We start from the raw sequence: 13,029 nt of genomic DNA on the forward strand, positions 1-13,029 counted from the left end.
CGCACCCGCACCCGCGCCCGCACCCGCGCCCATCCGCTCCACGATGGCCACCGCGTTGACACCCCCGAACCCGAAGGCGTCGATCTGCGCGACGTTCAGCTCGGCGCCCTCGATCCGCTCCCGTACGAAGCGGAAGTCCGCCGCCTCCGCGACCGGGTCGGTCAGACCGAGGGTCGGCGGCACCTGGCCTGTGGACAGCGACTTGAGCGCGACGATCAGGCTCAGCAGCCCCGAACTGCCCGAGGTGTGGCCGGTCATGGACTTGATGGCGGTCATCAGGGGCGACCCCACGTCGTGGCCGAAAACCTCGGTGATGGCCGTCGCCTCCGCCTCGTCGTTGAGCAGGGTGCCGGTGCCGTGCAGCAGGACCAGATCGATATCGCACGGTTTGACGCCTGCCCGCCACTGCGCCTCGTGCACCGCCTCGGCGATCCCCTTGGGGTCGGGGGCGGTGACATGACGCGCGTCGCAGTTCATGCTGACGGCGCGCAGCCGCCCCAGGGGCGCACCGGTGGCGCCCCCCTGCGACATTTCTCCCTGCGGCTCGTCCCGCCGCAGCACCACCGCCGCCGCGCCGTCGCCCATCAGCACCCCGCGGCGCGCCCGGTCGAAGGGCTGGACGCGCTCGGGCGGCTCGGCGTGGACCCGGTCCAGGAGGCCGAACATGGACTCGGTGAGGGTGTCGACCCCGGCCACGACCACGGCGTCCTCGGCGCCGGTGGCCAGCAGATCGGCGGCCAGGGCGAGCGCGTACAGGGAGGCCGAGCAGGCGCCCGAGAAGGTGTAGCTGCGCTCCGCGCCGAAGCGGTCGCGCAGCGCGGCGCCGAAGTGCAGCCGGTCGGGGTCGAAGGGGGTGCCGTCGCGCCAGGCCAGTTCGGCCGAGCGCAGCTCCCGCAGACCGGTGCCGACCAGGACCGGCACCCGGCTCAGATCGTCGCCGAGGCCGGCCTGGGCGGCGGCCTCGGCGACGGCGCGCAGCAGCCACGCGGTGGCGCGGCCGGGTATGTCGCCGCCCGTGGCGGGGCGGTCGTCGATCTCGTACGCGTGGCGCGCCCGGTATCTGTCCGGGTCGAAGCCGCGCAGTTCGCATCGCCCGCTGGTGCCCGCGCACAGCGCCGCGAAGACCTCGTCGACGCCTTCGCCCACGCTCGCCACGGCGCCCGCGCCGGTCACCAGCTGGCTCATGACCAGTCCGTGTCGCGCTTGCCGAAGATCACGACGGCGTTGTTGCCGCCGAAGGCCAGGCCGTTGTTCTGCACGATCTTCACATCGGCGTCGACGGCCCGGTTGGGCACGACGTCGAGCGCGCACTCGGGGTCGGTCTCCGCGTGGTTGATGGTCGGCGGGATGAAGCCCTCGGTGAGGGCGAGGGAGCAGGCGATGGCGGCCAGCGCGCTGGCGGCCCCCATGGTGTGGCCGATCATCGACTTGACGGATACGGTGCGGGGCGGGTCGTCCTCCCCGAAGACCTGGCGGATGGCGCGCGCCTCGGTCACGTCGTTGGCCTTGGTGCCGGTGCCGTGCGCGGAGATGAAGTCGACTTCCTCCGGCTTGACTTCGGCATTCTCCAGGGCGATCCGCATACAGCGGGCCACGCTGTCCTGGTGGGGCGCGACGGGGTGGTGCGCATCGCAGTTGAGGCCGTATCCGAGGACTTCCGCGTAGATACGGGCGCCGCGGGCGAGCGCCGATTCCAGGCTCTCCAGCAGCAATATGCCCGCGCCCTCGCCGGTGAGGATTCCCTTGCGGTCCTTGTCGAATGGCTGACAGCGCTCGGGGGCGATGGTGCCCAGCCGGTAGAAGCCGGTGAACGTCTTGCGGCACAGGGCGTCGGCGCCGCCGCACAGCGCGAAGTCCACATCTCCGCCGCGTATGGCGTCGAAGCCGTAGCCGATCGCGTAGTTCCCCGCCGCGCAGGCGGTGGGAAGGGTGACGGCTTCCACCCGGGTGAGGCCGAACTCCTGGGCTATCGCGGCGGAGAGCCGCCCGGCGGGGACCCGGCGGGCGATGACGGCGTCCATCTGCTCGGGCCCCTGGTCGACCTCCACCTCGACCAGGTGATCCAGGTCCCTGGACTCTCCGTCGGTGGTGCCGACGGAGATCAGCGTCGGGACGTCCCGCAGGTCGTGCTCGGTCAGTCCGGCGTCGGCCACCGCCATTCGGGCGGCCGATACGGAGAACTGGCTGGCCCGGCCGAGGGTCCGGACATCGAGGTGCCGGATCCACTCGCCGGGGTCGAAGTCGGTGATCTCGCACGCCGTGGCGTGGTCGAACCCCTCGGTGTCGAAAGCGGTGATCGGCTTCGCGGCGCTCTTCCCGGACCGCAGTCCGGCGAGGAACTCGGCGGTGCCGACACCGATGCCGGACACCGTTCCGAGACCCGTTATCACGACCCTGCGGGCCGGCTCACCCTGCATATCGCCCTGCCTTCGCTTGAGTCCGCCACGGTGTCCGTTACCAGCCGGCCGCTTCGGAGACGACCTCGTAGACACCCTCGAGGTTGGTCATGCGGCTGAGCTGCGCCTGCGGGATGACGACGTTGAACTCCTTTTCCAGGGCCGCCAGAATCTCGATGGCCCGTAGCGAATCCGCGTCGTGTTCTTCCTTGAAGAGGCTGGTCTCGGTGACCTCGTCCGGATCTATCTCAAGGATATCCGTGACGATTTCCTTGATTGTTTCCTGGCGCTCTTCGACGATGGCGGCCATTACCGCGCACCTCCATTTTTGGGCATGGGCAAAGCGAGGAACGTGCCCATGACGCTAAGCGCCGGTTCCAGATCGCGACAACCCCGGAGTCCACTAGCTGTCACACCCCTCGCCTGAGGTGACCGATTGGTAACCTCGGCTGTCATATACCTGCCGCCCATAGGCCGTTCACAGGTGTTGTACGCAGTAAAGCTGCAGCAAGTTGCCAACAAAAGGGGTACGGACAGCACCGTATCGCCCGCAAAGCCGCGCGGACGGCCCGCCCGAGGCGCCGTCAGGCGACTCGAGGCAGCATGAGGCCACGCCGGACGGCCGCGGCACGCGCGGCCGCGGCGCATCTCTAGGGGGACCACTAAAGACCCTGGAACCCACGAGATCGAGCCATATCGCCCCGCTGGGAGGGCGGACCGTTGCACGGCTCAGGCAGGTCACTCGGGGTATGGCTCCATGAGCCCCGCGCGCACAGCCCGCACTCCGGCCTGGAAACGCGACTCGACCCTCAGGTCCCGCATGATGTCGGCCACATAGCGCCGGTACGTACGCACCGAAAGCCCGAGCTTCCGGGCCGCCGCGTCGTCCTTGTACCCCTCGGCCATCAGGGTCAGGACCTCGCGCAGCACCCTGCCCCGCGCCCCGCCCTCGAAGGACAGCGGCCGGGTCGGCCGCTGCGCCGCGTCCCACATGCCGCACAGCAGCCCGTACAGCATGTCGGCCACGGTCGAGTTCTGGATCATCGAGGCCCGGGACCCGCCCGGCTCCCCCGGCGCCGCATCCGGGGCGATGACCGCGGCGCCGTCCACCACGACCAGCTCCTGGCGTACGGCGCTGGACACCCGGACCTCCACGCGGGGCCCCAGCTCGCCCACGGTCCGCTGCCAGCGCGCGCCCCGGATGACCGCCTGCGGACACAGCAGCCTGACCCGGACACCCTTGTCCAGAAGCTGCGCGAACGTCTGGGCGGTCAGCTTGGCGTGCTCGTCGGAGGCGACCTCCGGCAGCGACCAGATCACGTCCTCTTCGGCCCGCAGCACCAGCCGGGCCACCCATCCGGCCACGGCCTCGCCCTCCACGGGCAGGTCGGCCGTCACACAGGCGAGAGTGGCGCGCCGGTGGTGGCGCACCGCGGACTCGAGCAGGTGCAGCGCCTGCCCGAGGGTCTGTTCGAGGTGGTCGGCCCCCGTTTCCGGCTCCGCCCGAATCGCCCCCCTCACGCCCACTTCCCCCTCAATTCCATCAATGGGCGTACCGTCGTCTTGTTGAATTCGAAATTGGCTCAAAGGACACCCCCCGGTTCCTTTTTCGGCACAGTAACGAGGGTGTGCACCCGATCGCAAGGCATACCCAGCGGGGTATACGAGCCCTATCATCGGCGGGAATATACCGGTTCTCAGGCTTCACTCAGGCCGAGATAAGCCTTGTTCTTGTGCCCAAGAGGCTGCGGCTCCCGGTCCCCATTGATAACTTCGCTTCAAGCCAGCACGAGTCCCTTGCCGTACGACGGCGGACCCACTCACCCCCGGGTCCCGAAAGGCGCCGCACACATGGCTGCACAGAACACCGCGACCACCGCCGCCGCGCCGGCCGACCCGCCTCGGTCGCCGACCGGCCGCCAATGGCTCGCTCTGTCGGTGCTCGTCCTGTCCCAACTGGCGGTATGGCTGGACAACACCGTGCTCAACGTCGCGCTGAAGACGCTGGCCGACCCGGACGAAGGTCTCGGCGCCAGCCCGAACCAGCTGCAGTGGAGCATCAGTTCGTACACGCTGGTCTTCGCGGTGCTGCTGTTCACCGGCGGGGTGCTCGCCGACCGGTACGGCCACCGCCGGCTGCTGCTCATCGGCATGCTCGTCTTCGGCGCCGCCTCCGTCTGGGCCGCCTACTCCGGCTCGGCCGACGAACTCATCGTCGCCCGTGGGGTGATGGGCCTGGGCAGCGCCCTGATCATGCCCGCGACGCTCGCGCTGATCGCCCAGGTCTTCGACGAGCGCCACCGCGCCATGGCCATCGCCATCTGGTCCGGCTCCAGCGGTATCGCCATCGCCACCGGCCCGATGATCAGCGGCGCGATCCTGGACCACTTCTGGTGGGGCGCGATCTTCCTGGTCAATGTGCCGATCGTGGTGCTGTGCGCGGTGGGCTCGTTCGCCTATCTGCCCGGCGCGGTCGCCAAGGTCCGCAAGAAGTTCGACCCGCTGGGCGTGCTGTTCTCCACCGCCGGGCTGTTCGCCGTCGTCTGGGGCGTCATCGAGGGCGGCCACCGCAACGACTGGACCGGCCCGGCCGTCCTCGGCTCGCTGGCCGGCGGCGCGGTCCTGGTCGCCGTCTTCGTTCTGATCGAACTACGCGTGTCGAGCCCCGGATTCGACGTCCGGCTGTTCCGCAATGTGCGGTTCACCGGCGCGAGCGTCGCGGTGATGCTCACCTTCTTCGGGGTGAACGGCTCGATGTACTACACCAGCTTCTATCTCCAGGGCGTCCACGGCCAGACGCCGCTGGAGTGCGGCCTGTCCATCGCCCCGGTGGCCCTCGGCGTGCTGCTGGGCGCCCCGCTGTCGGCCCGGCTGGTCCGGCTGTACGGCGTCCGGGCCGTGGTGACCTGCGCCATGCTGATCGCCACGGTGGGCTTCTTCGGCTATGTCTTCCTCGACGAAAACAGCGGCCTGGGCCTGTTCTGGGTCTTCCTGGTCCTCCAGGGCCTGGGCATGGGCGCCGCGGTCGCCCCCACCACCGAGGCCATCATGTCCGTCCTGCCCGCGGACCGGACCGGCGCGGGCTCGGCCGTCAACAACTCGATGCGGCAGATCGGCGGCGTGCTGGGGGTCGCGGTCCTCGGCTCCGTCCTGGCCGGGGTGTACCGGAACGAGATCACCCCGAAGCTGGACGGTCTGTCCCCGGAGCAGGCCGACGCCGCCGGGGAGTCGCCCGAGGCCACCCGGCTGCTCGCCCAGCGGCTGTCCCTGCCCCGGCTGTCCGACTTCGCGGACCAGGGCTTCGTCCACGCCATGCATGTCGCATCCGTCGTCGGCGCCGCCGCGGCCGCCTTCGGCGCCGCGATCATCTGGTGGACGTTCCGCCGGACCCCCTTTCCCAAGCGCGCCGCCGAAAACGGCTGAGGGCACGCGCCGCCGACCACGGCTGAGGGCATGGATACGTCCGATCCATTGGCGCCCTTCCGGCCTCGCCTCTACCTTCTGGCCGAAGTTACGTACAATGTTCGTAATCTCGAACGCATCGCCGCCGGAAGGGACTTGTCGTGTTCCGCACCCCCGTCCGCACCCGCGTCCGCCACAGGCTGACCCTCGGGGCAGCAGTACTGGCCCTGCTCGCCTCATTCGTCACCGCCACCGTCCAGTCCGCGCAGCCCGCCGCCGCGGCCGACGGCAGGCCGTACACCAACCCGGTCAAGGCGCAGAAGGGCGCCGACCCCTGGCTGGAGTACTACAACGGCAACTACTACCTGGTGACGACCTCGTTCACCGGCGAGCTCACCATGCGCAAATCGCCCACGCTGGCCGGTCTTTCCACCGCGCCGAGCGTCCAGGTGTGGTCGATTCCGTACTGGCCCAGGCGGAACATCGACTCCGCTCGGTTCAGCCCCAACGCCGAGGTGCGGATGAGGACTTCGCCCCGCCCTGGTACGGGGTCCGGGACCTCCTCCAGGCGCAGCACTTCGGGTCCACCGGTCTGGTGGAAGCGGACGGCTCGGTTCATGACATGACTCCTTGGTGCTCCGAGTTCACGCCGTCGTGGCGTCGTGGGAGACGGTGACGACGATCTTGCCGACCTGGCCGCTGGCCTCCATGTAGCGGTGCGCCTCGGCGATGTCCGCGAGGTCGTAGGTGCGGTCGACGATCGGGGCGAAGGAGCCCGAGGCGAGGCCCGCGTTGACGAACGCGACCGCGCGGCGCAGCCGCTCGGGGTCCGTCGTGATCTCGAAGAGTGTGTAGGTGCTGCTGGTCAGCGCCGGGAAGGACTGTGCGCGGGGCAGCGGGGTGGGGCGCGGGTCGAGGGCTCCGTAGACGACCAGGAAGCCGCCGGGCGCGATGCCCTGGGCGAGGGTCTCGACGCCGGGGCCGGCCACGGGATCGAAGGCCAGCCGGACACCTTCGCCGCCGGTGATCTCCTTGATACGGGCGGGGATGTCCTCCTCGTCGGTGACGATGACGTGCGCCGCACCGGCGTCCAGGAGGCGCTGCTTCTTGCCGGCGCCGCGCGTGGTGGCGATCGGGATCGCTCCGACATGCCGGGCGACCTGGATCGCGGCCAGGCCCACGCTGCTGGAGGCCGCGGTGATCAGGACATGGTCGCCGGGCCGCACCCGGCCACTCTCGACGAGGGGACCATAGGCGGTGATGTACGCCATCCACACGGCCGCCGCCCGCACCGGGTCGACGTCCGCCGGGCGGGGCACCACGGCCATGGCCGGAAGGATGACGTGGTCGCCGTAGGTGCCGTACTCGCTCTGGAGGAACGCCGGCACCACCGCGACCGGGTCGCCCTCGGCGAGACCGGCCACGCCCTCGCCGACGGCCTCGACCACGCCCGCGGCCTCGTAACCGAGCGTGGACGGGAAGACCGGCTGGTAGAAGTAGCCGCCCTCGCGGTACATGATCTCGGCCCGGTTCAGGCCGATCGCGTCGACCCGGATCCGCACCTCTCCCGCCCCTGGAGCGCCCACCTCCACCTCGCGGAGGGTCAGGACCTCGGGGCCGCCGAGCCGGTCGAACTGTACGAGTGTTGCCATGGTGCATCCGTCCTAGGAGCAAGGGGATCGGGAAACGCACCGCGTCAGCGGTACCTGTACCCACCTTGCACCCAAGGTTCGATGACCGTCAAATTTTGAGCACCATCGAAATACACCCCGGGGTCCGAGACCAGAGAAACCCCAGACCAGGACGGGTCAGACCGCGCCCGCCTCACCCTCCGCGACCGAGGCGGCCAGCACGGCGGACAGCAGACCGGGGAACCGCTGTTCCATCTCGTCGGTACGCAGGGTGTTCATCTTCGCGGTGCCCAGGTAGTACTGCCTGATCACGCCCGCCTCGCGCAACACGTTGAAGTGGTGCGTCAGAGTCGACAGCGACACCGGCGCCTGGAACGTGCCACAGCTCATGTCCTCATCCGCCCGGGCCAACTGGGACACCACCATGCGCCGCACCGGATCCGCCAGCGCCTCCAGAAGCTGCTGGAGGGAGACCTCCGATACGTCGGGGTGCTCCACTATCCGTGCAGCGGCGCGAGGGCGGGCCACAGTGACTCCTTGAGATGGTTCTGCGCGTCAGCTCATAGTACGACCGCCATCGAAGCACCTCGGCCACCGGCCGACGAGGCTTGTCGGAGGTGCTGGTACGCATCGCCGCCTGCGGGGTGTGCACCATGGAGGCCAACCTGTACGCGGGACGCATGGCCGTTGCCGCGTGTCGTCATCGAGGTGTCGGCGTGTTGGCACGCAGGAGGGCGGCCCCGAGCGGAGTGAGGGTGTGCAGCACGAAGGCGCTGTTCGGTGGCTGACGACGAGGCCGGCGCCCCGCAGAGCTGTGGCGTGCTGGCTGGCCGATGACGCCGAGACCCCCACCGCACGGGCGAGCTCGCCAGTGGTGGCTCCGGCGGCGACGGCATGCAGGACGGCGGCCCGGGTGCGGCCCAGCAGGGCCGCCGGCTCCGCATTGGCGTAGCTTCGCTTTGCGTCGGCTGCGCTGCGCCGTGCCTGTGCGCCGTCTCGCGGCATTCGGCTCGCGCGAGTGCGGCTTTCGTCTCGGACCCTCCGGGCCCAAAGCGCCAGCGAGAAGGGGAAGGGGGCGGCTGGCCCGGTGTTCCGATTCCTCGGCCCGGCGGATGGCTGAACTCAGAACAGGCTCCGCTGCGCTCCGCCGCAGCTGCTGCCGCGCGGTGGCCGACCGGTCAGCCCAGCGGAGCGCTGGACCGAGGCGCGGGAGCTCGACGAACGGGCGGGCACCGGCGGGCGGGATCGGCTCTCCCTCCACCCCCTCTCAGAAAAGTAGTTGATGTGGTACTTGATGTAGAGCAAGCACTTTTTTAAGAGGGGGGGGTGGGGGAGGCCCCGAACCGGACCGGGGACGCCCACCGTTCCAGGCGACCATCCGCCATACGTCCGCCCGCCCACCGTTCCGCCGCGCGCTGGCCGGTGAGGGCCCGTTGGGCCGGACGGCGACGATGCCTCGGTGCCCCTCCCCCTTCTCGCCGGCGCCTTGAGACGATCGCGGCTACGGGGTGAATCGGATGGTTACGCCGGCCCAGCCGTCGGGGCTCGCGTACTGCCACGTGCCGAGCTCGTCCGCCATGAGCATGGCCTCGGAGTACAGGGCTCCGACGAGGAGTTTCCAGGGCTCTTCTCGCTCGGCGGTTTCGTCGTGGGCCAGATCACGGAGTGACTTGTCGGCGGCCTTGAATACGGCCGTACGGATGTCCACGTACCGTGGCGTGTGGGCGGTCCCTGTGGTGACCCCCTTTTTGCTGATGAACGTCCATTCGGCGTGCCAGGGTCCATGTGGCATGGGTTGGTCGTCCGCTCTGGCGAAGTGTTCGGTGAGTTCTGACTGCGCGGGGCCCTGAGTTTGCGGTGAATACGGGACACAGACACGCCGTGGCGTCGGCGTGTCACCGTCCGAAAGTCACCGCAAGCTCAACCACCGGACCCGCGCCCCTGTCGGGGTGTTTCCGTGGCGGAACGGAACGGTGTTCACCCGGCAGGGGCAGGTTCTACGCGGGGGTGATGCCTCGTTGGCGCTGGGCGTGAAGCCGCGCGATGGCCCGTAGTTGCCGCCGCTCGTACGTGGTGGCGGGGCGTACGGATGCCTGGGGCGAGCGCCAGGTGAGGCCAGTGGGGCGGGTGAGGCAGACGAATGGCCCTACGAAGTCGGTGATCGTGCCGGGCATGTCGTAATGCCGGTCGTAGACCTCCATGCCGACCGCGAGGCTGGGCGGGGTGCTGGTCCTCTTCGTCACTTCGGCCCCCGCCCCAGATGCTGGGCAATCTGTTCGCTCAGGGCGGCGGACTGCTGCCACAGTTCTTCAAGGGTGGGGCGATCGTCGCCGCCCTGCCCCTGCGGTCCGTCGTCCTGCCCCTGCTGCGGTGGGGGCGTTGCCGGAGTGGTCATCTACGCCACCACCCTGACGCCATGGATGACGCGCGGGCCGATGTCGATTCCGTGCACGGCCAGCCATAGCGTCCGCCGACGCTGCCGCCGCAGTCGGCGCGCAGCGCGCTCCTCGCGTTGCTCGTGCGCGAGGACGTACGGCCGGACCATGGCGGGACCGGCGTCGTCCGGCGCCCCGGAGAGGGCGGGCTGTGCGGGTACGTGTGGCACGCGGGCCAGACGCGGCATCGTCGGCGTGTGCTGGTGCGGCGCGGCGCGGTGACGGCCCGACGGTGGCAGCAGTAGACGTAGCAGCGCTTCGAAGATCCACGCGATAGCCTCTGACACGCTCATCAACCTCCCAGGGGTTGTGGGCCACGCCCCCGGGCCGCGGTGCATGCGGTTGCGGGGGTCTTGCGTGTGGCCGGTGGTGTGGCGCGACTGACCGCCCGGATCAGCACCGGGAGTAGTCGATTGGTCACCAGAAGAGCACAACTCCCCGTATGCTGGGCAGACTTAAGTGGGCAAATTCAGATTCGCCCTGCATTGCAACACTGCGTCAGGTCGCCGAAGCAGGAGGTCACGGCGTTGGATGAGACGACCACCCCAGAGATCTTGAATCCCCTCCAGCGCTTCGGGGCGGATGTGAAGCGCGTACGTCTTGGGCGCAAGCTCACGCAGAAACAGCTGGGCAAGGCCACGGGCTACTCCGATGGGTACGTCAGCCTGGTGGAAGCCGGGAAGCAGATGCCCAGCATGAGGTTCGCCAGGGGGTGCGACCTGGCCTTCGGGACGAATGGCCTCTTCGTGGGCTTGTTGAAGAGAATCGACGAGGGAGACCATCCGAGCTGGTTCGTCCCCTATCTCGAACAGGAGAAGAAGGCGACCCGCATCTACGACTACTCGGTCAGCACCATCATGGGCATCCTGCAGACCGAGGCGTACGCCCATGCGATCTTCCGCGCCGGGTACCCGCATGCGCGCGCCGACGTGATCAAGGGCAAGGTCGATGCCCGCATAAGGCGCCGCGAAGTGATGGAACGGGAGAACCCACCCACACTGTGGGCAGTCTTTCACGAGGCATGTCTACGGACGGTCGTAGGCGGACCCGCCGTCATGGCGGGCCAGCTACAGCATTTGATCACCTCGACTGACAGCCCTGACATCGACATCCAGGTGATCACCTACGCGGCCGGGGCCGCGGCGGCTCACATGTCGGCGTTCACGCTACTCGTGTTCAGCTCCGGCCCAACCGTCCTGTACACGGACGGGCCGCACGGAGGCAGGCTGTACGACAAGGAGGCGACGGTCGCGGACTCCCTGCGTCACTATGAACGGTTGCAGGCGCACGCACTACCCCCGGATGATTCGCTTGCCCTGATCAAGGATTTGTACAAGGAGTACACCTTATGAGCGCTGACATCGACCTCACCGCCGCCGAGTGGATCAAGTCCTCGTACAGCGGGTCCAATGGGGGGCAGTGCGTCGAATTCTCCCGGAGCTTCGCGCCGGTCGGCGTCGTTCCCGTCCGGGACAGCAAGGACCCGCACGGTCCGGCTCTGGTGTTCCCGGCGGACGGCTGGTCGGCGTTCGTCACCGCCATACGGTGCGGGGAGTTCCCCGCCACCTGATTCGCCCGACAACTCCCTTCCGACGCACGCGGCTTGTGATCTTTTCCTTGCCTCGGTCCGTAACCCAGGCATAGCCTCCGGGCACAACGACCGTAATTCGGAAGGCAGTTCCCATGCGTACAGCTGTCATCACCGCGCCAGGACAGGTGGAAATCAGAGAGATACCTGTACCGGACGTGGGCGACTCGGAGGTGCTGGTACGCATCGCCGCGTGCGGGGTGTGCACCATGGAGGCCAACCTGTACGCGGGACGCATGACCGTCTACCCCGCCGCCGCCGGCCATGAGATCGCCGGGTGGGTCGAACGGGTGGGCGCCAAGGCCGCCGGGCTGGACGACATGCCCGCGGTCGGCGACCTCGTCACCATCGACGGTCTGCCCCGCTGCGGCACCTGCCGCAGCTGCCGGGCGGGGCAGTCCGCCATCTGCGTCGCCCTCCAGGGGCACAAGCGCGAGGACGGCGCGATCACCATGGGCGCGGGGCTCGCCGACTACATCAAGGTGGACGCGTCGCGGGTGTGGTCCGTGGGCGACACCGACCCGGCCGTCGCGGCCATGGGCGAACCGCTCGCCTGCGTGGTCCACTCGCTGCGCCGCGGTGGCTTCCGGGCGGGCGACCGGGTCACCGTGGTCGGCGCCGGGTACATGGGCCATCTGCACCTCGCCGTGACCAAGGCGCTCCAGGCGCGCAGCGTGGCCGTGGTGGAGCGGGACGAGCAGCGGCTGGCCGCCATCGCCGCGGCCGGCGCGGACGCCGCCGTCACCCCCGGCGATCTGAGCCAACTGCCGCGCGCCGATGTGGTGTTCGTGACCATCGCGTCCAAGGAGGCCATCGCCGTGGCGCTGGCCTCGGTCGGCGACGGTGGCCGCATCGTGCTCTTCGGCGGCTCCCCCGACGGACCGCCGGCCGAGCTGCCCGGCTACGAGGTGCACCGCCGCCAGCTGACGGTCACCGGCTCCTTCAGCCACGATCCGGAGGACTGGCGCGCGGCGGCCGAGCTGCTGCGTGGGGGCGCGCTGACGGGGCGGCTGGAGACGCTGGTCACGGCGCGGTACGCGCTGGACGAGGTCGAGAAGGCGCTGAAGCAGGCCGCGGAGACGCCGGTCTACCGGGTCGTCGTGACGCCGTAGCCGCGCGGGCGGCATTCCCACCACTACCGAGAGGACCACTGTGCCCCCGCACGAGAACACCCTGCGCGTCGGCGTGCAGCTGCACCCCCAGCACACCGAGCTCGACCAGCTCCGCACCGCCTGGCGCGAGGCCGACGCGCTGGGCGTCGACTCGATCTGGACCTGGGACCACTTCCTGCCGCACCACGGCGACCCGGCCGGCAACCACTTCGAGTGCTGGTCGCTGCTGTCCGCGATGGCCGTCGAGACCAGCCGGGCCACCATCGGCCCGCTCGTCAGCTGCACCGCGTTCCGCAATCCGCATGTGCTCGCCGACATGGCCCGCACCGTCGACCAGCTCAGCGGCGGGCGGCTGGTGCTGGGGCTCGGCGCGGGGTGGTTCGAAGCGGAGCACACGGAGTACGGCATCCCGTTCCCCGGCCCGGCCGAGCGCGTCGACGCGTTCGCCGCGGCCATCGCGGCGGT

General features: G+C 69.6%; 15 protein-coding genes and 2 pseudogenes. 6 read left to right on the plus strand and 11 right to left on the minus strand.

Translation table 11 applies throughout. From position 1 onward, the window contains the following. The 4 genes from CCN51_RS41910 to CCN51_RS41925 form a co-directional block, all read right to left on the minus strand. Window positions 1-1,185: beta-ketoacyl synthase N-terminal-like domain-containing protein (locus CCN51_RS41910; RefSeq protein WP_107426201.1), on the minus strand; the 1,185-nt coding region annotated here is incomplete at its 3' end. After that, the gene (locus tag CCN51_RS41915; RefSeq protein WP_014179313.1) at window positions 1,182-2,417 is read right to left on the minus strand and encodes a beta-ketoacyl-[acyl-carrier-protein] synthase family protein; all 1,236 of its coding nucleotides are present in this window, start codon (window positions 2,415-2,417) and stop codon (window positions 1,182-1,184) included. The genes CCN51_RS41910 and CCN51_RS41915, both read right to left, overlap by 4 nt. A 37-nt stretch (window positions 2,418-2,454) precedes the next feature. Then, window positions 2,455-2,706: an acyl carrier protein gene (locus tag CCN51_RS41920; RefSeq protein WP_014179312.1), complete on the minus strand. Its 252-nt coding sequence runs from the start codon at window positions 2,704-2,706 to the stop codon at window positions 2,455-2,457. Window positions 2,707-3,134: 428 nt separating this feature from the next. Next, window positions 3,135-3,917: a helix-turn-helix transcriptional regulator gene (locus tag CCN51_RS41925; RefSeq protein ID WP_238545457.1), complete on the minus strand. Its 783-nt coding sequence runs from the start codon at window positions 3,915-3,917 to the stop codon at window positions 3,135-3,137. A gap of 330 nt (window positions 3,918-4,247) precedes the next feature. On the opposite strand from CCN51_RS41925, the gene CCN51_RS41930 reads away from it, so the two are divergent. After that, window positions 4,248-5,819, plus strand: a complete 1,572-nt coding sequence (locus CCN51_RS41930) for an MFS transporter (RefSeq protein ID WP_014179310.1) — start codon at window positions 4,248-4,250, stop codon at window positions 5,817-5,819. A gap of 140 nt (window positions 5,820-5,959) precedes the next feature. After that, window positions 5,960-6,256, plus strand: a pseudogene (locus tag CCN51_RS41935) (family 43 glycosylhydrolase); the annotation flags it as partial. Between the two features lie 186 nt (window positions 6,257-6,442). Here CCN51_RS41935 and CCN51_RS41940 read toward each other — a convergent pair. The 7 genes and pseudogenes from CCN51_RS41940 to CCN51_RS41965 all read right to left on the minus strand — a co-directional run bounded on the left by CCN51_RS41940 (window position 6,443) and on the right by CCN51_RS41965 (window position 10,157). Next, window positions 6,443-7,450: a zinc-dependent alcohol dehydrogenase family protein gene (locus CCN51_RS41940; RefSeq protein ID WP_014179308.1), complete on the minus strand. Its 1,008-nt coding sequence runs from the start codon at window positions 7,448-7,450 to the stop codon at window positions 6,443-6,445. Window positions 7,451-7,606: 156 nt separating this feature from the next. Then, window positions 7,607-7,957 carry an ArsR/SmtB family transcription factor gene (locus CCN51_RS41945; RefSeq protein ID WP_043487516.1) on the minus strand — a complete coding sequence of 117 codons (351 nt, stop codon included), beginning with the start codon at window positions 7,955-7,957 and terminating at the stop codon, window positions 7,607-7,609. 172 nt (window positions 7,958-8,129) lie between these two features. Beyond that, a pseudogene (locus CCN51_RS41950) lies at window positions 8,130-8,359 on the minus strand (ArsR/SmtB family transcription factor); the annotation flags it as partial. A 571-nt stretch (window positions 8,360-8,930) separates the two neighbouring features. Beyond that, complete coding sequence (locus CCN51_RS41955; protein ID WP_014179306.1) at window positions 8,931-9,221, minus strand: hypothetical protein; 291 nt, start codon at window positions 9,219-9,221, stop codon at window positions 8,931-8,933. Between the two features lie 205 nt (window positions 9,222-9,426). After that, the gene (locus tag CCN51_RS41960) at window positions 9,427-9,672 is read right to left on the minus strand and encodes a hypothetical protein (RefSeq protein ID WP_014179305.1); all 246 of its coding nucleotides are present in this window, start codon (window positions 9,670-9,672) and stop codon (window positions 9,427-9,429) included. Beyond that, window positions 9,669-9,824, minus strand: coding sequence for a hypothetical protein (locus CCN51_RS56135; RefSeq protein ID WP_014179304.1), 156 nt, complete (start codon window positions 9,822-9,824; stop codon window positions 9,669-9,671). The genes CCN51_RS41960 and CCN51_RS56135 overlap by 4 nt, the downstream gene beginning before the upstream one ends. Then, window positions 9,825-10,157 (minus strand): hypothetical protein, encoded by a 333-nt coding sequence (locus tag CCN51_RS41965; protein ID WP_014179303.1) that lies wholly within the window; start codon window positions 10,155-10,157, stop codon window positions 9,825-9,827. A 234-nt stretch (window positions 10,158-10,391) separates the two neighbouring features. Between CCN51_RS41965 and CCN51_RS41970 the strand changes: the two genes are divergently transcribed. The 4 genes from CCN51_RS41970 to CCN51_RS58450 form a co-directional block, all read left to right on the plus strand. After that, entirely contained in the window at window positions 10,392-11,216 is an 825-nt protein-coding gene (locus tag CCN51_RS41970; RefSeq protein ID WP_014179302.1) for a helix-turn-helix domain-containing protein, read from the plus strand. After that, entirely contained in the window at window positions 11,213-11,434 is a 222-nt protein-coding gene (locus CCN51_RS41975; protein WP_014179301.1) for a DUF397 domain-containing protein, read from the plus strand. The genes CCN51_RS41970 and CCN51_RS41975 overlap by 4 nt, the downstream gene beginning before the upstream one ends. Before the next feature lie 113 nt (window positions 11,435-11,547). Continuing rightward, complete coding sequence (locus CCN51_RS41980; protein ID WP_043487513.1) at window positions 11,548-12,564, plus strand: zinc-dependent alcohol dehydrogenase; 1,017 nt, start codon at window positions 11,548-11,550, stop codon at window positions 12,562-12,564. Between the two features lie 40 nt (window positions 12,565-12,604). Next, a partial coding sequence (locus tag CCN51_RS58450) for an LLM class flavin-dependent oxidoreductase (protein ID WP_245881790.1) occupies window positions 12,605-13,029 on the plus strand: 425 nt, incomplete at its 3' end.

Source organism: Streptomyces milbemycinicus (assembly GCF_002154605.1).
In the GTDB taxonomy this organism is placed as follows: domain Bacteria; phylum Actinomycetota; class Actinomycetes; order Streptomycetales; family Streptomycetaceae; genus Streptomyces; species Streptomyces milbemycinicus.